This window comes from Loktanella sp. R86503 (genome assembly GCF_042466455.1).
GTDB lineage: Bacteria > Pseudomonadota > Alphaproteobacteria > Rhodobacterales > Rhodobacteraceae > Loktanella.
Genome location: NZ_JAXHCI010000002.1, coordinates 2,567,478 through 2,589,572, shown reverse-complemented (window position 1 = coordinate 2,589,572; position 22,095 = coordinate 2,567,478). Strand labels below are relative to the sequence as shown.

Genomic DNA, 22,095 nt, shown 5'->3' with positions numbered 1-22,095 from the left:
ACGCGCAGGGCGGTTGTCAACCCGGATTGGCAGGGCTAACAGTTGTGTCATGATGCTCAATTTGCCCACACCCGCTGCCGCGTTCAAGATCGGAACCAGAGGATCGCCTCTTGCGATGGCGCAAGCCAACGAGACGCGCGCGCGTCTGGCGCAGGCCTTTGACCTGCCGTTCGAGGCGTTCACTATCGTCATCATCAAGGTGACAGGTGATCAGATCATTGACCGCCCGCTTAAGGAAATTGGTGGCAAGGGCCTGTTTACCCGCGAAATCGAAGAGGCGCTGTTGTCAGGCGAGATCGATATTGCGGTGCATTCGATGAAAGACATGCCGACATTGCAGCCGGACGGTTTGCTGCTGGATACCTATCTGCCGCGCGAGGACGTGCGCGACGCCTTTGTATCCCGCAATGCGACAGCGCTGGCTGATTTGCCGCAGGGGGCGACGGTCGGATCTTCATCCTTGCGCCGCCGCGCACAGGTCAAGGCACGGCGCCCCGACCTGAACGTAGTCGAATTCCGCGGTAACGTGCAAACCCGTTTGAAAAAGCTTGATGATGGCGTGGCCACCGCGACGTTTCTGGCCATGGCGGGTCTGAACCGTCTGAAAATGGACGGCGTCCCGCATCACGGCATCAGCGCCGACGACATGCTACCCGCGATTGCGCAGGGTGCCATCGGGATCGAACGGCGCACGGGCGATAACCGCGCCGCCCAAATGCTGGAGGCAATCCACGACGCCGAAACCGGCCACCGCCTTGCTGCGGAACGCTCGCTTTTGCTGGCGCTGGATGGTTCGTGCGAAACGCCGATCGCGGGCCTGGCAGAGCTTAAGGGTGGCAATCTGCGCCTGCGCGGCGAGATCCTGCGCGAAGATGGCACTCGCGTGCTGTCTGACGATATGACAGGCCCCGTTGCCGACGGCGCACAGATGGGCCGCGAAATGGCGGCCAAGCTGCTGGAACGCGCCGGGCCGGGGTTCTTTGACTAAAGCCTAGCGCTTTGGCGGGATTACCTTGCCGGGGTTCAGGATGCCGCTGGGGTCCAGCGCGTCCTTGATCGCGCGCATGACATCCAGCGCCACCGGATCCTTGCGCTTTGACATGCTGTCCAGCTTTGACAGCCCAACGCCGTGTTCGGCGCTGAATGATCCGCCCAAGTCCTGCACGACGTCATCCACCATCTCGCGGATCGCGGCGCTTAGGTCGGGGTCCTCTTTGCTGGGATAGGCGGTGTAGTGCACATTGCCGTCGCCTAGGTGAACGACAGACAGATCATCTGCGCCAGGATCCAGCATCAGAAGCCGCTTGCGTGCTTCGGTCAGAAAGGTCTGCACATCGGGCAAAGCGACGGCGATATCGGTATTCACAAAGGGGCGGCGGTCAAAGATCACCTCTGACGCTGCCTCGCGCCGCGCCCACATGTCGCTGCGCTGCTGTTCGGATTGGGCGGTCACGGCGTCCAGGATCAGGCCATCCTCCATCATCTCGGCCAGCGTTTCTTCGAGCAGGGTGACGATGGGGACAGAGCCGTCGTCTAGCGGGGTCGCATCGCGGGGTGCGGTAGCGCCGACTTCGATCATGATGTTGACGTCGTGGCGGTCTGCAAAGGGCGCCTTGGCCCCGGGGGTGATGCGCAGATGGGTGTCGATGTAATTGGCAGGCATGTATTCAAACGCCTCGACCGCGCCCCCTGTGGCAGCTTGGATGCGGTGTAGCAGGGTCAGGGCGGCATCCAGCGATGCGGCCGCGACCATCGCCGTGGCATAGGCGCGCGGCTTAGCGAACAGCTTGACCGTGGCGGCCGTGATGATGCCTAGCGTGCCTTCCGCACCGATCATCAGGTGCCGCAGGTTCAGGCCGCTGTTGTCCTTATGCAGCCGCCCCATCAGGTCCATGATCCGCCCATCCGCCAGCACGACGGTCAGGCCCAGCACCAGATCACGGGTATTGCCATAGCGCAGCACGTTCGACCCGCCCGCGTTCGTCGAAAGCGCACCGCCGATCATTGCAGACCCGCGCGCGCCAAAGGTGAGTGGAAAGATCAGATCATGGGCGTCTGCCGCGTCGTGAAGGCGTGAGATGATAACGCCCGCCTCTACCTCTGCCGTGCGAGAGGCGGGATCGACGCTGCGGATCGCCGTCATGCGGTCCAGCGACAAGGCAATGGCCCCCATGGCCGAGGCACCGCCGTTCAGCCCGGTATTGCCCGACACGGGCACCACGGCCTGACCAGCCGCGTGACAAGCGGCCATCACCGCACTGACCTGCTGCGTTGTCGCGGGGCGCGCGACGGCCAGCGGGATCGATGTGTAATAGCCCGTCCAGTCCTGCGTCCAGCGGGCCATATCTGCGGGGTCGGTCAGCAGACCCTGGGGCCCAAGAATATCGGCAAGTGTCGCAAGCAAAGTCATCAAAGGCCCCTCGGTCATTCGCACAGACCCTGAACCCGCGTTCAGGGCGTTGCAAGATGGTATCGGAATATTGGGTTTGACCGAACAGCTAACGCCAGTCAGCGATCCGCTGTGGCTGTGCTGAGCTACATCTGATTGGGAAAAGTTGGGTGGTGGCGTGGGGGAGACTTGAACTCCCGACCTATCGATTATGAGTCGATCGCTCTAACCAACTGAGCTACCGCGCCTCACCACGGCGCATCCGATAAGCGGACGGGGCGGCGGTGTCAAACGCATTTTTCCACTTTTCTGCACAGCAGGCGAGGTGCAAAGATTTTTCCGCGAAAAATTGTCTGGCGTGAATACGTTCCGCCCAAGGGTTTTCGGATGCACCCCTGCGGGCACCGGGTTGACAAGCGACGGCGCAAGCCGCTTGTTCACGGGTGAAACGAGAAGGAGCGCGCCTATGTCGCAGGGATATTTGACGACCCATGTACTTGATACGGCACGCGGTTTGCCGGCAAGCGGGTTACTGATCGTGCTGTCGCAAATCACACAAACAGGTCCGCAAGAGATAGCGCGCATGACGACCAACGCCGACGGGCGCACGGATACGCCGATCCTGCCCAAAGGGCAGTTCGCCGCCGGCACTTACGAGCTGACGTTCCACGCGGGTGACTATCTGCGCGCGACCGGTCAGGACGGGGCAGAGCCGCTGTTTCTGGATACCGTGCCGATCCGCTTTGGCATTGCAGACGCACAGGCCCATTATCATGTGCCTTTGTTGCTGTCGCCCTACGGCTATTCGACCTATCGCGGCAGCTAAGCCTGCGGCTTAGTCCGGTTTGGTAAAGGTATAGGTTGTGAACTGGCGGTAGGGCGTCTGCTCGCCCACGCGGATAGACGGGAAATTCGCGTGGGTGGGGGCATCGGGCCAGCCTTGCGCCTCGAACGCGAGCGCTTCGTATTGCGGCTTGCCGGGGCGGATCGCGTGGCGCCCGTCAAAGACCTGCATGCCGGGCTGGTCGGTCGCAATGGTCAGCTTGACGCCGGACTGTCCGGTCAGCCACAGCACGTCGCGCAGCGGCACCTGTCCGTCGGACAGGCACATGTTGTTGTCCATTTCCGGGTTCTTGATGTTGATCTTGCGCGGGGTGCGGAAATCAAGCGGGGTGCCGTCCACGTCGGCAATCTCTCCGGTTGGATAGAAATCCTCGGTTGCTGGCAGATAGCGGTCAGCAGCGACTTGCAGGGTGTGGCCGTCCCAAGTCGGTGTGCCGTCAAGGTTCCAATAGGAATGGTTCGCAAAGTTCATCAGCGTCGGCTGGTCGGTCGTGCCCGTGATTTCCATCGTCAGGATGGCGGGGGCGATCACGGTGAACACAGCGCGGATATGCCGGTCGCCGGGCAGGCCGCCGTCGCCATCAGGCAGATGCAGCTTGAACACCGCGCGGTCGGCCGATGCCTCGTGCAGTTTCCAGGGCCGCAGGTGCGTGGCGCGGCTGCCGGAATGCAGGTGGATGCGGTTTTTCAGGTTCCGCTCCAGCTCGTACATCATGCCGTCGATTTCGACACGGCCGGTGCTGATCCGGTTGACCACCGGCCCGATCAGAGAGCCAGAATAGCGCATCTCGCCCTCGTAGTCAGCCAGAAGGTCAGAGCCGCGCGTCAGGGAGTATTCGACGCCCGCGAGCCGCACATCCTGCACAACACAGCCCCAGGTCAGCAGGGTGACGGACAGATCGCCAGCATGCAGCGTGACGCTGTCGATGTCGTGACCTGCTGCGGATGTGCCGAAATGTGCGATCATCAAAGTGCCTCCCAGTGGACCCCCGCGGCGGGGATGATTGTGTCTTTCCATGTGACAGGCTTGGGGCCGTAGTTGAAGAAGAATCGCGTGGTGGCCGTGTCGCGCACGCGCAGGCCATTAGGCAGGCGCAGGGTCGCGATACCGGCGGCATCGCATAGCCCGCCGATGATGCCGTCGAATGTCGCATCATCCGGCCAGCCCGCCAGATACCGCAGGTGATCGCCGCCCATGATTGCCGGTTGGCCCGACTTCGTGGACAGATGCACGGGGGCCGTACCGTCCAGATGTTCGAACCAATGGCGGAAGCGGCCGCCGCCTTGCAGCTTGATCTTGTCGCTGGGTGGCAGGCTTTCGGTCAGGGTGACGGTGACGTCCGTGTCGGGCAGGGACGGGCCCATGGGGACGGGGATCGCCATGTCGCGCGTTTTCAGATCACTGCGCGGCCCGATCAGGGCTATGCCGTGATAGGTCGCCAAGGCGGCGCGCAGGTTGTCCGAAATCGTCATGATCCCTGGGGCAAGCACCAATTTATAGGCCGAAAGATCGCCCGTATCGGGTGGCAGGATATCCACCGACAGGCCCGCCCGCCGCAAAGCGCGGTAAGCGGCAAAGGCCAGGCGGAACATATCGAAATCCGCACCCTGCGGCTGGGTATCCCAGGCCCATGCGCTTTCGTAATCGAAAATGAGCGCAGCATTGCCTGTCGCCTGATCCAGGTCCGGCATAGCGGCAATTTCCGCAGCGACTTGGGCGGCCTCTGTCAGGGCGGGGGCGGGTTCGCTATCGGGGCGCAGCAGGCCAGCGTGCATTTGTTCCTGCGCAAAGGGGGCCTGACGCCAACGGAAATAACAGACGGCCTCTGCCCCGTGGGCAAAGGCCTCCCATGCCCAAAGTCGCGCCATGCCGGGCAGGGGCGCGGGGTTGTAGGGTGCCCAATTGACCGGACCGGGCTGCTGTTCCATCACCCACATGCGCCCCTTGCCGACGGCGCGGTAGAGGTCGTGGTGAAAGGCCTGATTGTCCGGATGGCCCTGACGCAGAAAGGTCTGCTTTTCCTTCGTAGTGCCTTCGATCCGGTCGGACAGAAAGCCGATCGGGTAACTGTCCCAAGACGCGATATCGAGGTCGGCACCGACCTTGAAGTGATCGAACGTCAAAGTGCGGCCCATGTAATTGTGGATCAGGGGTGTATCGGTCAGCGGGCGCAGGGCATCGACCTGTACACGGTTGAAGGCCACCAGCTGATCAGAGCTGTAGCGCCGGAAATCCAGTACATGCGCAGGGTTGGGTTCGGTCACCGTCAGGTTCGGCAGTTCGATCTGGTCAAAGCTGTCGTATTGCATGGACCAGAAGACGTTACCCCATGCACGGTTCAGCGCATCCGTACTTTGGTATTTCTGCGCGAGCCAGTCCTGAAACCCCCGCTTTGCCGCGTCAGAGTAGGACAGTGTCGTTTCGTGGCAGTCGTATTCGTTATCGATCTGCCACGCGGCAACATAAGGGTTGCGCCCATAACGTTCGCCCATTGCGGTTGCAATGCGGCGGCACTGTTCCCGGTAGCCCATGTGGCTGAAATCGTAATGACGCCGCGAGCCAAAGCCGCGTCTGCGTCCCTGTGCGTCGACGGCTAGCATGTCGGGCATCTGGTCCACCAGCCAGCGCGGCGGGGTGGCTGTGGGAGTGCCCATCACGACCTTGAGGCCAGCATCGCCCAACACCTTGACCGCCCGGTCAAGCCAGTCCCAATCGTAGGTGCCGGGGGTGGGTTCCATCAGGCTCCAGGCGAACTCGCCAATGCGCACCCATGTCAGGCCGGTCGCCTTCATCCGGGCGGCGTCATCGGCCCATTGGGATTCGGGCCAGTGTTCGGGATAGTAGCAAACGCCGAGCGTGCGGGTCATGGGAGTGCCTTTTGAGTTTATCTTGCCAGATGAATGGGACGGGCCGCGTTTTACAGGATGACGCGGTGTTCCCTTTGGCCGGTGTAACGGGTTTTAATCGCAAAGGTCGCGCCCTGGGCGTCGTCCGGGGCGTCGATGTCCTGGCGGGCGGAAGTGACAAAGAGCGTCGACAGGTCCGCGCCACCGAAAGCCGGGCAGGAGGTGTGGCGCGCGGGCAGCTCAAAGGCCTCGATGAAGTGGCCCTGGGGGTCGTAGACGGCAACGCGGCCCGCACCCCATTGCGCATTGAACAGGTTGCCGGCTGCGTCCACAACAGAGCCGTCGGGGTTATAATCCGTGCCGGTCAGGTCAATATGGACCTGCGGTGTGCCCACAGGCCAGCCGGCGGCATCGAGTGCGACGCGCATGATTTTCTGGGTCGGGGTGTCAGCGAAAAACGCGGTCTTGCCGTCCGGGGCGAAGCAGATCGAATTGCTGATTGCAAGGTCGGCATAGATCTTGCGCAGGGTGCCGCGGTAATAGCGCCAGATGCTGCCGTGGCCTGCCTCTGCCCCCATTCCCATGGTGCCGATCCAGAAGCCGCCCTGCGGGTCGGCGCGGCAGTCGTTGGACCGGTTGCCTGCAAGATCGTGTTCCAGATCCATAATTTTGACGGTATCACCGGAGGCGATGTCGAAGCGGCTGAGCGCGATGTCGGAGGCAACGAGCAGGGTGTCGTAGTCGACCCAGCCTGCAGCCGAGACATGGCCGGGAAAATCCCAGTGCTGCCCTTTGGTGTGCATCCGGCGGGACAGGATGTCGAACCAGAACAGCTGGTCGCGTTCTGGATGCCAAAGCGGGCCTTCGCCCAAGATGCAGGGGGTGGCGTCGAAGATCATTGGATGGCTGCGTCAAAAGCAGTGACAATATCGCGGGCGCGGGCGGCGGCATCGCCAGCGGACAGCCCCGGCGTATAAAGCGCGGTGCCAATTCCAAAGCCGTCGGCACCTGCCTTGATCCAGTCACCGAAGTTCTTTGGACCGGCACCGCCGACAGCATAGACTGGGCAACCTGCAGGCAGGACAGCGCGCATTGCCTGGATCCCGGCGGGACCGATCAGCGAGGCGGGAAAAATCTTGAGGCCGTCAGCGCCGGCTTTGAGTGCGGCAAAGCATTCGGTCGGCGTCATTACACCAGGCCAGCTGGCCATGCCTGCGGCCTTGGTCGCCATGATCACGCGGGGGTCGGCATTGGGGGATACGATCAGCTGCCCGCCAGCATCACGCACGCGGTTTACATCGTCCGGCGTCAGTACGGTACCCGCGCCGATTTCAGCGATATCCCCGTGCGCATCGGCCATACGGCGGATGCTGTCAAAAGGGTCGGGCGAATTCAATGGCACCTCTATCCGGGTGATGCCGGCGTCGATGCAGGCGCGGGCGACGGCGACGGCCTCGTCCGGAGTGACGCCGCGCAGAATGGCGATAATGGGGCGGGTCATGTCTGGTCCTTCCAGCTGCGATAGGCGGCGGTCAGCCCGGCCAAGGTGGCGCGGTCCGCGTTGACTTGAGTTGCCGGGGCAGCCTGCGCCCCAAGGGCCGTGACGTAAAGACCCGCCAACGCACCGGCACCGATGACGGCAATTTGCTGCCCGAGCCAGTATGGTTTGGTTGCAGCCAGTTCGGCCCCGATTAGCAGCCCTGACAGACGCGCGCGTGCAACGGCGTCAGGCAGATCGTTCAACAGACCTTCGGCGCGCAATGAAAACAGACGGGCGGCCAGCTTTTCCGGGCGGGCAATGGCATCGTCGACGCCTTGCAAAAAGCCCGCGTCATCCCATCCATCGCCGCAGGAATGGCGCAGCACGGTGTGACCGGTGATGGCGGCAAACAGATCGCCGGTCATCACGGTCTGGAAACTGACAACTTCATCAGCGCTGACGTGCACCCATTTGGTATGGGTGCCTGGCAGGCAGATTACGCCGTCCCAATTCGGGTTCAGTGACAAGAAACCTGCGATTTGGGTTTCTTCGCCGCGCATGACGTCAGCGGGGCTTGCTTGTTTCAGGCCGGGTATGATGTGACAACGGTGACCTGCAAGCGTCAGATTGGGGGACAGCGCCGGGCAGGGGACGGCGGTATAGCGTGCCTCTATCCAGCCTTGACGGGATCCGACCATGCCGCAGGCGATTACGGGCACGGCAGGCCAATCAGCGGTCAGCGCATCCAGCGCCGGCGCAAAACCGTCACGGGGCAATTTGCCCATGCCGTCAGCGGACTGGGCCGCCGCCAGCACGGTGCCACTGTCCGACATGGCCCAGACGCGCAGATGCGTTGTTCCCCAATCGGCGGCAATCCATGTGGCGGCGGCGACGGTCATCCTGTGAACGCCAGGCCGCCATCGATGAACAGGCATTGGCCGGTCATCATGCGCGACAGATCAGAGGCAAGGAACAGAGCTGTCCCCGGCACGTCTTCGGGATAAAGGTTTTCGGGAATGCACTGTTTTTTGCGAAATTCGGCAAGGTCCGCGTCGGTGTGCACCTCTTCGATCTGCTTTTTGGTCAGCACAAGACCGGGAGAGATCGCGTTTACACGAATACCCTTTGGCCCCCAGTCGCGAGCAAGCGAGCGTGTCAGACCAAGGATGCCCGCATTAGAAGACATATAGGGCGCGAGCTGTTCGCCCGCGATCTGGTAGCTGGCAGAGGAAAAGTTAATGATTGAACCGCCATTCGTCATCAGCGCCCCTGCCTTCTGGCAGGCAAAGAAATAATGGCGCAGGTTCACGGCGAGCTGGTTGTCCCAATCTTCGACAGTGATGTCGGCGGGGTCCATGCGCGTGTCGGCGGCTGCGTTGTTGATCTGGACGTTCAGCGCACCTTGCCTGGCGACAGCTTCGTCCATCGCGGCGTGCAGCGCTTTGGTGTCGGTCACGTCGCATTGCTGAAAGAGCGGCTTGATGCCGGTCTTTTCCGCCATTTCGTCTGCAAAAACGCTGTAGTCAGATCGGCCGACAAAGCTGACCTTTGCCTTTTGCATTAAGAAGGATTCCGTCAGCGCGGCACCGATGCCGCCGCCGCCGCCGGTGATAAAGACGTGGGCGTTTTCCAGGTCGTGAAATTGCGCGGTCATAGGCGATGTCCTTCGATGATCCAAATGCTGTCGGGGACGGCATAGGGTAGGGCAATGCCCTGTGACATCAACGTACGGCCCGTCAGGGTCAAGGGGCCGGATTTAAGGGCGGGCGTGCCCCGCGACAGGGTCGAAAGATCGTCCTTGTTCGCGATATCAACCGTATAGGTCGCATTAGGATCAAGCCCCGTCAGGCGCAACGGGCGCGGTGCGATCTGTGTGCTGGTGCCGGCCTGGCCTGCAAATACGACAAACCGCGTGCCATCGGCAGCCTGCTGCTGTTCGGCGATGACGGCGGCATTGGCGCTATCCAACCGCAAGATATCGGCGCTGCGCATCCAGTCGCGGTTGGCCTTATACCACGCTGTGACCCGCGTGAGAGTCGCGGCCTCGTCCTGTGTCAGCTCTCGCGGGTCCATTTCGAATCCCATGTGGCGCTGGGCGGCGACCCAAGCGCGAAAGCTGATGGAATGGACGCGCCCTGTCGTGTGGCAATGGCGCGGACCAACGTGGCTGCCGGTGACGCAGGACGGAAGGAACAGGGCCGCATCGTGTTGCATCCGAAGCCGCGTCAGGGCGTCGTTGCTGTCAGACAGCCAGACGCGCTGGGTATGCTGCAAAATGCCAAAGTCGATGCGCCCGCCGCCAGAGGCGCAGGATTCAATCTCTACCTCTGGATGGGCTGTGCGCAGGCGGTCCAGCAGGGCATGGGTGCCGCGTGTCTGTGCAGCCCCGTTGTGCGGCAGCACGCGGTTGTGGTCCCATTTGATATATTCGATGTCATGGCCGAATAGAATGCCGCTGATCTGATCGAACAGATTATCGCGCAGATCAGCGTTTGCCATATCCAGCACATATTGGCCCCGGCCAAGCGGCTGATCCATTGGGCCAAGGACCCAATCGGGATGGTTGCGGGCCATGTCGCTGTCAGCGTTGACCATTTCCGGTTCAAACCACAGGCCAAAGGTCATGCCGAGGCTGTGGACATGATTAATCAGCGGGGTCAGCCCGTCTGGCCATTTGGCGGCGTCGATGGTCCAGTCGCCAAGGCTGGTGGTGTCGTCATTGCGGCCCTTGAACCAGCCGTCGTCCAGCACGAAACGCTCTGCCCCGAGCGCGGCGGCGCGATCCGCGATGGCGGTCAGCGCAGACAAGGAGTGGTCGAAATAGATCGCTTCCCAGCAGTTGTAGTGCACGGGGCGGGGTGTGTTCGGTTTCGGCCAGGTGACGATCCGGTCGCGCAGATGGCGCTGAAAGCTGACAGCGCAGCCGTTCAGGCCTGTGTCCGAATAGGCCACATAAAGCGGTGCGCTTTCGAAATGGGTGCCAGGCAGGGGGTCGCTGCCGCTGGCGTGGCCGAACTGGATCTGGCGGCGCCCGTCCGGCAATTCCTCGGCCAGCATGCGGTGGCCGCCGGACCAGCCATAATGCAGGGCGTGCGCCTCTCCGCCTGTATTCGTGCAGCCGCGGGCGGGCAGGATCAGTGCGGGGAAATGCTCGTGCCCGGTGCGGCCCGTGCGGTTGTCGCGGGCGCGGATGCCCGCGGCCCATGGCGTGCGGACAGGCTGGAATTCATCGCACCAGCGGCCTGCAAAATCAATCATCTCGTCCGCCAGTTGCGGGGCAGGCAGGGTCGGTGCGGACAGCCAGTCACACAGGACGGGCTGGTCTGCGTCCAGCGCGGTTTGCGCTGTGATGATACCCGTATGGGCATCGGCGACGAACGTAAATGTCAGAGTCAAGCCCAAGGCCGTATCTGCATAGGACAGTGACAGTGCCTCTGCCCGATTGGTGGCAGTCTGAGCAAAGACAGGGCGCAGGGGCGCACCGTCTGTGCTGCGAACCTCCAACCCCGGCTGACCGGGAAAGGCCGCAGCAGTTTGCGGGCAAAGTGTTACCAGCGGATTTGCGTCCAGCATGCCTCCGGTCAGGTCGATTTCGGCGGCAGCGGCAATCGCATGCAGGTCGGCCCCGCTAGGCAGCCGCGCGCCCCAATAGGTGCAATGCGGCAAGCCCGTCGCAGGGGCGGCCAGAACGATCGTTTGGCGACCGGCATCAAGACGATAGTGGGTCATTTACTTGACGGCTCCGAGGGTGAGGCCAGCGATGAAGTGCTTTTGCATCAAAAAGAACATGGCGACAGGGGGCAGGGCGGCAACGATGGATCCGGCAGAGACCAGATGCCAGGCGGCGACCCATTGGCCGTTCAGCGATGACAGGCCGGCGGTGACGGGGCGGGTTTCGGCGCTTGTGGTCAGTACGGTCGCCCAGAAGAAATCGTTCCAGATAAAGGTAAAGATCAGCACTGACAGCGCAGCAATCGCGGGCTTCATCAGCGGCAGAACGATGAACCAGAAAATCCGCCATTCCGCCACGCCTTCGACGCGCGCAGCTTCAATCAACTCTCTTGGCAGGGCGGCGATGAAATTGCGCATGAACAGGGTGCAGAACCCGGTCTGAAAGGCAATGTGAAACAGGATCAGTGCCTGCGGCGTATTATAAATGCCAAGGTTCAACGTCATGTCGCGCACCGGCACCATCAGGATCTGGAACGGCACGAAGTTGCCGGCCACGAACATGAAAAAGATTAGCAGGTTGCCTTTGAACCGGTAAATGCCAAGGGCGAAACCGGTCAGGCAGGACAAAGCCACCGACCCGATCACGGTCGGGATTGTGACGACAAATGAATTGCGGATGTATTTCCACAAGTCGAAATCAAACAGCACGGCCCAGTAGTTTTCGAACGCGATATGCGTTGGCAGGCCGAAATAGTTGCCCGCGGCCAGATCGGACGACGGCTTGATCGACGTCATGGCGATACCAAGCAAAGGCAGTAACCAAAGGATCAGCGCAACAGGCAGCAGCGCCTGATAGGTCAGTTGGGCGGCGCGGGACCGCTGGGCAATAGGACGTGGAAACATATCAGTGGCCTCTTTCGTCGCGGACCATCTTCCAGACAAAGCCGGCGATGAAGACCATCATGATCAGGAACAGAACAACGGCGATGGCAGCGCCATATCCCATGCGGTAGCCGTATTCCGACAGTGCTTTTTCATACATATAGAACGACAGCACACGGGTTTGGCCAAAGGGGCCGCCGTTGGTCATGATCGACACAAGGTCAAAGCTGCGCAGCGCGCCGATGACGGTAACAACAACAGCGATGAAAGTCGCAGGGCGCAGCTGCGGCAGCACAACATACCACAGCATCTTTAGACCCTTGGCCCCGTCCAGACGGGCGGCCTCGATCTGGTCGGGGGCGACGTTGTTCAGGCCGGTCAGATAGAGGATCATGCAATAAGCAATCTGGGGCCAAAGGCCGGCGACGATGATGCCATAGGTTGCGTATTCAGGGTTCGCCAGCACGGCGGTGCCGGTGCCGAACAGCCATTCGGTCAATTGAAAGAACAGACCGAAGTTGGGCGCATAAAACCATGCGAACATCAGACCGACGACAACCTGCGATATAACGAACGGGAAAAAGAACAGCGACTTGTAGATGCGAATACCGGTCACGGTCTGGTTCAGGAAAATCGCGATCCCCAGACCCGCAGGCACGGCCAGCATATAAAGCACCAGCCAGATAATGTTGTTTTTCAAAGAGATGATGAAATTGCGATCACCCCAAAGCTCTTGGTAGTTGCCCCAGCCAACCCATTCCTTAGGGGACAGGCCGTCCCAATCGTAGAATGAAAACTGGAACGACGCAAAGATGGGCCAGACGACATAGACCGCAAACATGAAAATGCCCGGGGCCAGAAACAGCCAGGGCGTCAGCTTTTGCTGGTTGGATTTCCACCAGGACCGCTTGGGTCCGTGGGCATCGGGTAGTGCGGTCATGATCTCTTCCCCCCTGCGGTGAACGGCGGCCCCGCGAAACGGGGGGCCGCCATCAGATTTTATTGTGCGTAGATACGCTGACGATCGGCTTCCAAACGGGCCAGGATGTCTTCCAAGTTGCCGGGATAGGCCATGAATTCCTGAAAGCCTTCCATGCCCGATGCGGCCATTTCGGCAGGCGCGTCACGGTCAAAGAACTGCGCCAGGCCAGATGCGGTGGACAGCATCTCAAAGCCTTGGGACAGGAAGGGGTCAGCCTCGTCCACGGTGGAACCGTTGTTGACGGGCAGCTGGCCCAGGGCGGCGTTCAGCTTGGTCTGCACATCAGCGCGGGCCAGATACGCAAGGAAGGTCTTGGCGTCTTCGGGGTTTTTCGCACCGGCGGGGATGTGGACTGTGTCGGTTGGCGCGTCTTCGGCGCGGGCAACGTCAGGGTTGATCGTCGGGAACGGGAAGAAGCCCAATGTCTCGTCGGTCATGCCGCCGTCCTTGAACGTGGCCACGGCAAAGTTACCCATGACGTAGTTCGCAGCCTTGCCCTGGCTCATCAGGGCAGCCGCATCCTGCCAGTCGATGGCCGCTGCGTTCTGCGTGATATAGCCCGGCTCGACCAGACGGTTCCATTGCGCAAAGGTTTCACGCACACGCTCGTCCGTCCACGGAATTTCACCGTTGGTCAACTGCATGTGGAAATCATAGCCGTTGGTGCGCAGGTTGAAGTAGTCAAAGATACCGGCGGCGGGCCACATGGCGGATGTACCGGTAGTCAGACAGTCGATACCGGCGTCCTTGAACAACTGGCAGTTTTCGACGAATTCGTCATAGGTTTCAGGGACCTTTGCGCCGACCTGCTCGTACAGGGCTTTATTATAATACATGCCCCACTGGTAGTAGGTGTAGGGCACACCCCACTGCTTGTCGTCGATCGTCATGGACGACGCGGCAGAGGCCAGCTGTTCGTTCAGGCCGTTGTCGGCCCAGACATCAGACACATCCATGAACTGGCCTGCGTCAACAAAAGGCTTCATGCGGTTGCCGGCGTACCAGTTGGCAAGGTCAGGGCTGTCGGCCGTCAGAAAGTTACGAATCGCAGTCTTGTAACCTTCATGGTCGAAAAGGTTCACCTGCACGTCGATCTCGGGATACTCAGCCTCGAAGTCGGCAATCAGCGCCTCAAAGGCGGCTTTGGGGGCGGGATCGGACGTGTCGGTGTTGAATGTCAGCACACGCTGCTGGGCGATGGCGGACGTGCCGGCAAGCAGAGCGATCGAAAGTGCCAGACCGGCGGTCAGTGGTTTGCGCAACATTTGGTTTCCTCCCTAAATTTGCGTCCAATGGTTTCAATATTTGAAACTTGGTTTTGGATATTGATACTTAATCGCGAATCCCCTAGGCTTGTCAACACACCCGTTGCGCGGCAACGCAGCGTCCGGGTGAGGGAGAGGGACAGTTATGGCAAGCAGCGGCGACGGCACAGTCGGCAAGGCACTCGAGGTATTGGATCAGGTCGCCAGTTTTGGTCGCCCGGTCCGGTTTTCCGATGTGCTGTCCGAAAGCGCCTTTCCCAAGCCGACTCTTTATCGCCTGCTACAAACTCTCGTAAGCCAGAACATGTTGTCCTATGATCAGGACCGGCAGACCTATGCCCCCGGCGCGCGCCTGGTGCGGCTGGCCCATGCCGCCTGGGCGCAATCAAGCCTTGTGCAGGTCGCAAGCCCGCATTTGCTGCGGTTGTCCGTGGCCACCAGCGAAACCGTTCACCTGGCGCAACTGGATCATGCGCAGGTGCTTTATCTTGATAAACGCAACGCGGCCCACCCGGTCGCAATGTTTTCGCAGGCGGGCAAGGTTGGTCCGGTCTATTGCACGGGCGTCGGCAAGGCGATGTTGGCCTTTACGGATGATGCACAGGCGGATGATATCATTGCGCAGCAATCGTTTCACCGGTTTCAGCCCGGAACCCTGACTACGCCGGCTGCCCTGCGGCAGGAACTGCAGGCGATCCGGGCCCGCGGCTATGCCTTTGACCGCGAAGAGCACGAACCGGGGATCATTTGTATTGCCATGCCGATCCTGACGCCATCAGGCCGTGTGCTGGGGGCGGTGTCCGTCACCAGCACGACAGCGCGCACGGATCTGAAAGGGCTTGAAACACTCGCCCCCGAAGTCCGCACTGCAGCCAAAGCCATCGCTCAAGATGCGGCGAAATGGAGCTTTCCCGATCACGGGACACATACACTGAAACTCGCTGGGGAATAATTCATGTCAGGCGTAACGCTTAAGAATGCGGTCAAGAAATACGGCGACGTACAGGTCGTCCACGGCATCGATCTGGATGTCGCGGACGGTGAATTTTGCGTTTTTGTCGGCCCGTCCGGCTGCGGTAAATCTACCTTGCTGCGTATGATTGCAGGGCTGGAGGAAACGACATCAGGCCAGATCAATATCGGCGCGCGGGACGTGACGCGCCTAGATCCATCCGACCGCGGCGTGGCGATGGTGTTCCAGACCTATGCGCTTTATCCGCATATGACGGTCAAGGATAACATGGGCTTCGGCCTGAAAATGAACGGCCACCCCAAGGCAGAGATCGCCGCCAAAGTGGCCGAAGCATCCCGCATCCTGAAGCTGGACGAATACCTTGACCGCAAACCGGCAGCCCTTTCGGGTGGTCAACGTCAGCGGGTCAGCATCGGCCGCGCCATCGTGCGCGGGCCCGAAGTATTCCTGTTCGATGAGCCGCTCTCGAACCTTGACGCCGAACTGCGCGTCGAGATGCGCGTCGAAATTGCCCGCCTGCACAAGGAAATCGGCGCGACGATGATCTACGTCACCCACGACCAGGTCGAGGCGATGACGCTGGCTGACAAGATCGTCGTGCTCCGCAAGGGCGTTATCGAACAGGTCGGCGCGCCAATGGACCTCTACCGAGACCCGGATAACAAATTTGTTGCGGGCTTCATCGGCAGCCCTGCTATGAATTTCATGGCCGGCGATGTTGCGAATGGCATGGTTCAGGTGCCGGGCATGAAGACGGAATTCAATCTTGGTGTGACATCCTACAGCGGCCCCGTGACCGTAGGCATGCGGGCAGAGCACCTTGTCGTTGATCCAACTGGCGATACGCATACGGTCGACCTGACCGAAAGCCTTGGCGGCGTGTCCTACGTCTATCTGCTCGGCGACACCGCAGAAAGGATCGTCATCGAGGAACGCGGCGACCATCGTTCCCGTGTCGGTGACCGCGTCGGCATTACCATCGATCCAAGCCGCGTCTATCTCTTTGATGCCAAGACCGAAGTTCGGATCCGGACATAGAGTCCATCCTTCTTCTGGTCGAAAATATCCCGGGGTTTGGGGCAGCGCCCCAAGCCGATTTTTCGCCGAAAAATCGGACGACCTTGCCGCTAGCGCTTGCCGTAATACAGGCCGACCACATGTTCGGCCTGTGCAAAGAACAGCCAGCGCAGACATAGGACACCTGCGATATGGGCCAGCACGGCAACCAGCGCTGTGATATGACCAAGACCAGCCGCGATCAGCGGAATAGGGATGCCAAAGGCCAGGATCAAGCCGATGGCGCGCAGCTGCAGCGCATGGCGGCGGCCGACGATATAGACAAATTCCCGTAGCAAATAGTTTGTCCCCGAATGCGGTGGCAGGAATGCGCGGACGCGGCCTGTCCCGCCCAGCCCGGTGGCCGTACCGATCGTTGTGCCTGACTGGTTCAGGCGCGTATCCCCGATGACCCATGCCGCCAGTTGCAATACAGCGGCCAAGGCCAATAGAACCAGCGCGGCGCTGCTGCGATTGGCCAAAATGGCCCCCCCTGCCAGTGACAGTGCCCCGAACAGCGCAGGCGTGGTCCAGTGCCGCCAGCGCGGTACGGTACGTAATTGGGTATAGATCATCGCGGTGGTGAAAACGGTGGCAAGGCACCCCAGCGATACCAGCCACCCCAAGGGCGCGGCCGCAATATCCTGGATCCGCAGCAGGGCAAATACCCCGCCCGTCAGCAACGTCGCAAGCGCCGCGATCGCTTCGCGGGACAGCCAACTGGTGCGCCACTGTGTGACGGCAAGGTAGGCACGCTCTGGGTGGCCAAGATGAAAAGTCGAAGCCAGCAGCCCGCCCACGGCCATTGCATAGGCCAGCGCAAAAAACGCAAAAGCGATCCAGCCGGTGGGGGCGGGTTGGCCAAGGCCAAGCCAGAACAGCAGGCCGAACCCCAGCCCGGAAAATGTCGTAAATACAATGACGGAAGGGGCCGGATGCATCAGGCATGTCCCCCCGGCAGCTTTGACAACGCCTTGTCCAGCCAGGCAATCAGCCCTTTGCCATCACTGGCAACGGGGGCCAGCAGGGGGGCCAGAATGTCGATCTGGTCGGCATCGCGGGGCCGCGGCGGCAGGTATTTGTTCACAGGCTTGGTTCCCATCTCTGGCATCAGATCAAAGCCGCCGCGTTCGGCCACTAGCTTGCTGACGTCCGAATCCGCATCGCCCAGATCGCCAAAATGCCGCGCGCCTGCAGGGCAGGTGCGCACGCAGGCAGGGGTGCGGTCGACCTCTGGCAGGGCCTCGTTATAGATGCGGTCAACGCAAAGCGTACATTTTTTCATCACCCCCGCTGCCGGATCCATTTCCCTTGCGCCATATGGGCAGGCCCAGGCGCAGAGCCCGCAGCCGATGCAGGCGTCTTCGTTCACCAAGACAATGCCGTCGGCCTGCCGCTTATAGCTGGCCCCTGTGGGACAGACGGTGACGCAGGGCGCATCCTCGCAGTGCAGGCAGGATTTGGGAAAGTGGACTTGCTGCGTCGGGCGGTCCTGCGGGGTCACTTCGAAGCTGTGCACGCGGTTCAGGAAGGTGCCGCCGGGGTCCGCGCCGTAAGGGTCCTGATCCGAAAGCGGTGCGCCCAGATCGCTTTGTGTGTTCCACGCCTTGCAGGACACGACGCAGGCATGACAACCGACGCAGGTATCAAGATCGATCACAAGGCCGAGCTTTACGGCAGAGGGCGGGGGCAAGGTTGTCATAGGGTGCAGCCTTTGCGTAGTGGTGATTCTCCGCAGAAAAATCGGGGGGGCCAGCCCCCCGTCCTGCGGACTCCCCCCGGGATATTTCTGACCAGAAGAAGGGGGGGCGGGGCAGGTAAGGGCGCGGTCATGATTTGCCGACCTTCCAGCGCAGGCTGCGCGGTGGTTGCGGAACGGGGGATGAGATGGTGGGCAGGATCGGTTGGGATTCCTGCGGCGCGCCGGATTTTTCGATCTTGACGCGCAGGTCGAACCAAGCCGCCTGGCCGGTAACCGGGTCGGAGTTGGACCAGCGCAAGCCATCGCCTTTGGGCGGCAGCAGCTCGTGGATCAGGTGGTTCAGCAGGAAGCCTTTTGTTGCCTCCGGCGCATTCTTGTCCAGCGCCCATGTGCCCTTGCGTTTGCCGATGGCGTTCCACGTCCAGACTGTGTTTTCGTTCAGGGATTCCTGCAGCGCGACAGGCACGGTGATCGATCCGTGGGCCGAAGTAACGCGTGCCCAGTCGCCATCCTTGAAGCCATGTTTGGCCCAGATTTTTGTCGGGACATAAAGCGGGTTATGCCCGTGGATTTGTCGAAGCCACGCATTCTGGCCGCCCCAGCTGTGATACATCGCCATGGGCCGCTGGGTCAGGGCGTGCACGTCATATTCGGCGGGGTCGATATGGCCATCCTCGAACGGGGGATACCAGATCGGCAGGGGGTCCATGGTGACTTTGATCTGGCCGCGCAGGTGGTCGGGGGGCTGGCGCAAACCATGCCCTTCGGCGGCGAGCTGAAAGCGGCGCATCGGTTCGACGTAAAGCTGAAAGATATAGGGTTGCGGCGCGTCATACAGGCCCATGGTCACCGCCCAATCCTGATAGGCGCGGTTGAAGGGTTTGTAGTAGGCTGCCTCTGCCGGGATATGGCTGGTCCAGAAGCCGCCGTTTGCGATATATTCGTTCAGCTGGTTGTCGTTCGGCTCTCCTCGTCCGTCCTGCAAGCCCGTGTTTCCCACGCGCCAGCCTGCCAGCGGGCCGATGCCGGGGCGGCGCAGGTGATGGGTGATGTAATCGGCATAGTCGGCGTATCTGGCGCTGCCGTCGGCGTTGACGAAACCGGGCAGGTCCAGCCGCGCGCCCAGATCGCAAAGCACGGATTGAAAGGCGCGCACGTCGCGGTCCGGTTCCACGACGGGCCAGCGGATTGCATCGGCGACGGCGTCCGCCTCGCAGATGGGGCGGTCAAGCAGGGAAATGCAGTCGTGACGTTCAAGATAGGTTGTATCCGGCAGGATCAGATCGGCGTAGGCCACCATTTCAGACGCATAGGCATCAGAATAGATGATACGCGGGATGACATAGTCGCCGTCTTCGGTTTGGTCGGTCAGCATGTCGATGACGCCGCGCGTGTTCATCGACGAATTCCACGACATATTTGCCATATACATGAACAATGTGTCGATCTTATAGGGATCGCCCGCGTGAGCATTGCTGATGACCATATGCATCAGGCCGTGCGCCGACATGGGGTTTTCCCATGTAAAGGCCTTGTCGATGCGGGCCGGATCGCCGGCAGCGGTCAGGCACAAATCCTCCGGCCCTTGGGGGTAGCCAAGGTGCGGGCCGTCCAGCGGCTGACCTGGCACAACCTTGCAATGCGGTTTGGGGTGGGCCGTCGCGGGTTTGGGGTAGGGCGGTTTGAAGCGCATGCCGCCGGGGGTTTCGACAGCACCGAGAATGATTTGCAGCGTATGCAGCGCGCGGCAGGTCTGAAAGCCGTTCGAATGGGCGCTGATGCCGCGCATGGCATGGACGCTGACAGGGCGGCCAATCATTTGGTCGTGCTTTTTGCCGCGGAAATCGGTCCAGGGCTGGTCCAGAATGACGGGTTGGTTAAAAGCGACGTCGGCCATATCGGCGGCCAGTTGGCGGATGCGGGACGCGGGGATGCCGACGCGGTCCGCCACGCATTCGGGCGCGTGGACGGGGTCGGTATAACGGTCGGCCATCAGGTGAAACACGCTGCGGTGGGTGAAACCCGCGTTGCGCCATGTGCCAGTCAGGCTAGGTTCAACGCCGATGCCGTTCCAAGGGGCCAGCTTGCCGGTGCGGCGATCGATCACTTGCGGGCGTAGTTCGTCGTCGCGGATGAACAGGCCATAGTCTGGCGATTTGGGGTCTTGGTTCACAAGGACAGAGGCATTGGTAAAGCGCGCCAGATAGTCGGTGTCGATCTGGCCTGCGGTCATCAGGCAGTGGATCAGGGATAGGATCAGCAGCCCGTCATTGCCCGGCGTCACGCCGAACCAATCGTCTGCGACAGCGTTATAACCGGTCCGGATCGGGTTCACGCCGACGATGCGCGCGCCCCGCGCCTTCAGCTTGCCGATCCCCATCTTGATCGGGTTGCTGTCGTGGTCTTCGGCCACACCGAACAGCAGAAACAGCTTGGTATGATCCCAATCCGGCTGGCCAAATTCCCAGAATGCGCCGCCCATCGTATAGATGCCCGCCGCAGCCATGTTTACGCTGCAAAATCCACCATGTGCTGCGTAATTTGGCGTGCCAAAGCCCTGCGCCCAAAGCGAGGTAAAGCTCTGCGACTGATCGCGCCCGGTAAAGAACGCTAGCTTTTCCGGTGCTGTTTCGCGCAGCGGTTTGAGCCAGGACGTCGCAAGGTCCAGCGCCTCGTCCCAGGTGATTTCCTCGTATGTCCCCGACCCGCGCGGACCGGTGCGTTTCATCGGTGCCCGCAGGCGGGACGGTGCATTGTGCTGCATGATGCCCGCAGAACCCTTCGCGCAGAGCACGCCTTTGTTCAGCGGGTGGTCGCGGTTACCTTCGATGTATGCGGCGCGCTTTTTGCCGTCAGGGTCGTCCTTCATATGCACATCAATGCCGCAGCGGCAGGCGCACATGTAGCAGGTGGTTTTACGGATTTCGGTGCCAATGGGCTTGGACAGGTCCAAGACGGGATCAGTCATGTCAGATCCTTTCGTGCGCAGGCGGCGCATGCAAGGCGCGTTGTCGAAGTGCAATTCACGTGCAAACGGCCCCCTGTCGTTGCGATTGCTGTCACCCGGCGCGGTCGTATTTGGGTGTGGCCCCGCCAACGGTTTCGGGGCTGCTTGTTTGCTTATTGTTCATGATGACAGGCTTGATGACCAGTGCATCAATTTTAATATATCGGGTGTTTGCCGCGTATTGGTGGCCGGTGCCGCAGATCGGAAGCTGTCGCAATTAGGTCAGGCTGCGCAGCATCCCCAGCACCGAGAGGGACAGCAGCAACCAAGTGGCAAGGCGGCGAAAGGTGGCGGGAGGCGCCGCGGCAAAGCGGCGATTGCCCAGCAGGATACCCGCGGCAACAAAAGGCACCGCCATGAGGGCCGCGACAAAGGTATCAGCTGTAATCTGCCCGCCCAGTCCCAGAAGCGGCAGCGTCATGAGGTCAATGCCGGTCAGGAACACAATCATGGTCGCCCGGAAGGTTGCGGCAGGGATCGGCTGCGCACCAAGGCAGGCCGCGACGGGCAAGCCGCCGACGCCGGCCGCATTCGCGCAGCCGGCGACCATACCAGTCAGCACATGGCCCCGCCGCCTTAGGGGCTGCCGAAGCACCCAGCCGCCAAGCATGATTGCAGACAGGGCCGCAATGATCGCGCTGATCAGGAACTGAACGATTTGCGCAGGAAGCTGCAACATCACCCATATCGCAACTGGTAGGGCCAAGGCCGCACCTGACAGCAAAGCTCGGGCGCGCTGCCAATCAATATGCCCGCGCAATCCCCGCGCCTGAAGCAGCGTCATGGTAATTTCGACCATGAATACAACCGGGATAAAAGGGAGAGGGTTAGCGACAAGGCTGGCGCAGGCAATGAAGATCGCGGAAAAGCCAAATCCCGTATACCCGCGTATGATCGCGGCCCCCAGCAGGGCGCATGCCAGAAAGGCGGATGCCGCCGGGACAAGGTCAAACAGCATATTCGACGGCCTGACATCTGGAGGGCGATCCGATTTTTC

Annotated in this window: 19 protein-coding genes and 1 tRNA gene; 4 read left to right on the top strand and 16 right to left on the bottom strand. The window is 61.2% G+C overall.

The window, feature by feature from the left end:
- The first annotated feature begins 49 nt into the window (after positions 1–49).
- Positions 50–988: a hydroxymethylbilane synthase gene (hemC, locus tag SJY10_RS13710; protein WP_386683570.1), complete on the top strand. Its 939-nt coding sequence runs from the start codon at positions 50–52 to the stop codon at positions 986–988.
- Between the two features lie 3 nt (positions 989–991).
- Here the strand turns inward: hemC and SJY10_RS13705 are convergent, their stop codons facing one another.
- On the bottom strand, positions 992–2,410 hold the full coding sequence (locus SJY10_RS13705) for an FAD-binding oxidoreductase (protein ID WP_386683567.1): 1,419 nt from the start codon (positions 2,408–2,410) through the stop codon (positions 992–994).
- A gap of 150 nt (positions 2,411–2,560) precedes the next feature.
- A tRNA-Met gene (locus SJY10_RS13700) sits at positions 2,561–2,637 on the bottom strand.
- 218 nt (positions 2,638–2,855) lie between these two features.
- Between SJY10_RS13700 and uraH the strand changes: the two genes are divergently transcribed.
- The gene (gene uraH / locus SJY10_RS13695) at positions 2,856–3,215 is read left to right on the top strand and encodes a hydroxyisourate hydrolase (protein WP_386683564.1); all 360 of its coding nucleotides are present in this window, start codon (positions 2,856–2,858) and stop codon (positions 3,213–3,215) included.
- Positions 3,216–3,224: 9 nt separating this feature from the next.
- Here the strand turns inward: uraH and SJY10_RS13690 are convergent, their stop codons facing one another.
- From SJY10_RS13690 to SJY10_RS13645, 10 genes are read right to left on the bottom strand one after another with little or no spacing between them, the layout of a single operon-like run.
- Positions 3,225–4,199 carry an aldose epimerase family protein gene (locus SJY10_RS13690; protein ID WP_386683561.1) on the bottom strand — a complete coding sequence of 325 codons (975 nt, stop codon included), beginning with the start codon at positions 4,197–4,199 and terminating at the stop codon, positions 3,225–3,227.
- Positions 4,199–6,100, bottom strand: coding sequence for a beta-galactosidase (locus tag SJY10_RS13685; protein WP_386683558.1), 1,902 nt, complete (start codon positions 6,098–6,100; stop codon positions 4,199–4,201). Before SJY10_RS13685 ends, SJY10_RS13690 begins: the two co-directional genes overlap by 1 nt.
- Before the next feature lie 50 nt (positions 6,101–6,150).
- Entirely contained in the window at positions 6,151–6,978 is an 828-nt protein-coding gene (locus SJY10_RS13680) for an SMP-30/gluconolactonase/LRE family protein (protein WP_386683555.1), read from the bottom strand.
- Positions 6,975–7,580, bottom strand: coding sequence for a 2-dehydro-3-deoxy-6-phosphogalactonate aldolase (locus SJY10_RS13675; RefSeq protein WP_386683553.1), 606 nt, complete (start codon positions 7,578–7,580; stop codon positions 6,975–6,977). Before SJY10_RS13675 ends, SJY10_RS13680 begins: the two co-directional genes overlap by 4 nt.
- Positions 7,577–8,458, bottom strand: coding sequence for a 2-dehydro-3-deoxygalactonokinase (locus SJY10_RS13670; RefSeq protein WP_386683550.1), 882 nt, complete (start codon positions 8,456–8,458; stop codon positions 7,577–7,579). Before SJY10_RS13670 ends, SJY10_RS13675 begins: the two co-directional genes overlap by 4 nt.
- Positions 8,455–9,213: an SDR family NAD(P)-dependent oxidoreductase gene (locus SJY10_RS13665; RefSeq protein WP_386683547.1), complete on the bottom strand. Its 759-nt coding sequence runs from the start codon at positions 9,211–9,213 to the stop codon at positions 8,455–8,457. The genes SJY10_RS13670 and SJY10_RS13665 overlap by 4 nt, the downstream gene beginning before the upstream one ends.
- Positions 9,210–11,288: an alpha-galactosidase gene (locus SJY10_RS13660; RefSeq protein WP_386683544.1), complete on the bottom strand. Its 2,079-nt coding sequence runs from the start codon at positions 11,286–11,288 to the stop codon at positions 9,210–9,212. The genes SJY10_RS13665 and SJY10_RS13660 overlap by 4 nt, the downstream gene beginning before the upstream one ends.
- Positions 11,289–12,134: a carbohydrate ABC transporter permease gene (locus tag SJY10_RS13655; protein ID WP_386683542.1), complete on the bottom strand. Its 846-nt coding sequence runs from the start codon at positions 12,132–12,134 to the stop codon at positions 11,289–11,291.
- Position 12,135: 1 nt separating this feature from the next.
- Positions 12,136–13,053: a carbohydrate ABC transporter permease gene (locus tag SJY10_RS13650; protein ID WP_386683539.1), complete on the bottom strand. Its 918-nt coding sequence runs from the start codon at positions 13,051–13,053 to the stop codon at positions 12,136–12,138.
- Positions 13,054–13,112: 59 nt separating this feature from the next.
- Entirely contained in the window at positions 13,113–14,360 is a 1,248-nt protein-coding gene (locus SJY10_RS13645) for an ABC transporter substrate-binding protein (protein WP_386683536.1), read from the bottom strand.
- Between the two features lie 145 nt (positions 14,361–14,505).
- Here SJY10_RS13645 and SJY10_RS13640 point away from each other — a divergent pair, with 145 nt between their 5' ends.
- Both SJY10_RS13640 and SJY10_RS13635 read left to right on the top strand, forming a co-directional pair.
- Positions 14,506–15,312, top strand: a complete 807-nt coding sequence (locus SJY10_RS13640) for an IclR family transcriptional regulator (protein WP_386683533.1) — start codon at positions 14,506–14,508, stop codon at positions 15,310–15,312.
- A 3-nt stretch (positions 15,313–15,315) separates the two neighbouring features.
- Complete coding sequence (locus tag SJY10_RS13635; RefSeq protein WP_386683530.1) at positions 15,316–16,371, top strand: ABC transporter ATP-binding protein; 1,056 nt, start codon at positions 15,316–15,318, stop codon at positions 16,369–16,371.
- Between the two features lie 89 nt (positions 16,372–16,460).
- On the opposite strand, the gene SJY10_RS13630 is transcribed toward SJY10_RS13635, so the two are convergent.
- The 4 genes from SJY10_RS13630 to SJY10_RS13615 all read right to left on the bottom strand — a co-directional run bounded on the left by SJY10_RS13630 (position 16,461) and on the right by SJY10_RS13615 (position 22,056).
- On the bottom strand, positions 16,461–17,330 hold the full coding sequence (locus tag SJY10_RS13630; protein ID WP_386683528.1) for a dimethyl sulfoxide reductase anchor subunit family protein: 870 nt from the start codon (positions 17,328–17,330) through the stop codon (positions 16,461–16,463).
- Complete coding sequence (locus SJY10_RS13625) at positions 17,330–18,091, bottom strand: 4Fe-4S dicluster domain-containing protein (protein WP_386683526.1); 762 nt, start codon at positions 18,089–18,091, stop codon at positions 17,330–17,332. Before SJY10_RS13625 ends, SJY10_RS13630 begins: the two co-directional genes overlap by 1 nt.
- Before the next feature lie 127 nt (positions 18,092–18,218).
- On the bottom strand, positions 18,219–21,059 hold the full coding sequence (locus SJY10_RS13620) for a molybdopterin oxidoreductase family protein (protein WP_386683524.1): 2,841 nt from the start codon (positions 21,057–21,059) through the stop codon (positions 18,219–18,221).
- 256 nt (positions 21,060–21,315) lie between these two features.
- Complete coding sequence (locus SJY10_RS13615) at positions 21,316–22,056, bottom strand: sulfite exporter TauE/SafE family protein (protein WP_386683522.1); 741 nt, start codon at positions 22,054–22,056, stop codon at positions 21,316–21,318.
- Positions 22,057–22,095: the final 39 nt, after the last annotated feature.